The 227-nt window shown below is 60.4% G+C and carries 1 protein-coding gene; it reads left to right on the forward strand.

Going from position 1 to position 227, the window contains the following annotated elements; all coding sequences use genetic code 11:
* The coding region (locus tag F887_RS18710; protein ID WP_005297079.1) for a hypothetical protein at positions 1 to 227 on the forward strand (227 nt) is incomplete at both ends.

The raw sequence follows: 227 nt of genomic DNA on the forward strand, positions 1-227 counted from the left end.
GGTGACGGCGGTCCTCTTGGCGCAGTCACTGGCATCATCGGTGGCATTACTGGCGGTATTGGTGACGGTGGCCCTCTGGGTGCAGTCACCGGAATCATCGGTGGCATTACTGGCGGCATCGGTGGTGGTGACGGCGGTCCTCTTGGCGCAGTCACTGGCATCATCGGTGGCATCACTGGTGGAATTGGTGGTGACGGCGGTCCTCTTGGTGCAGTTACTGGAATCAT

Source organism: Acinetobacter sp. NIPH 2100 (assembly GCF_000369805.1).
Lineage (GTDB): Bacteria > Pseudomonadota > Gammaproteobacteria > Pseudomonadales > Moraxellaceae > Acinetobacter.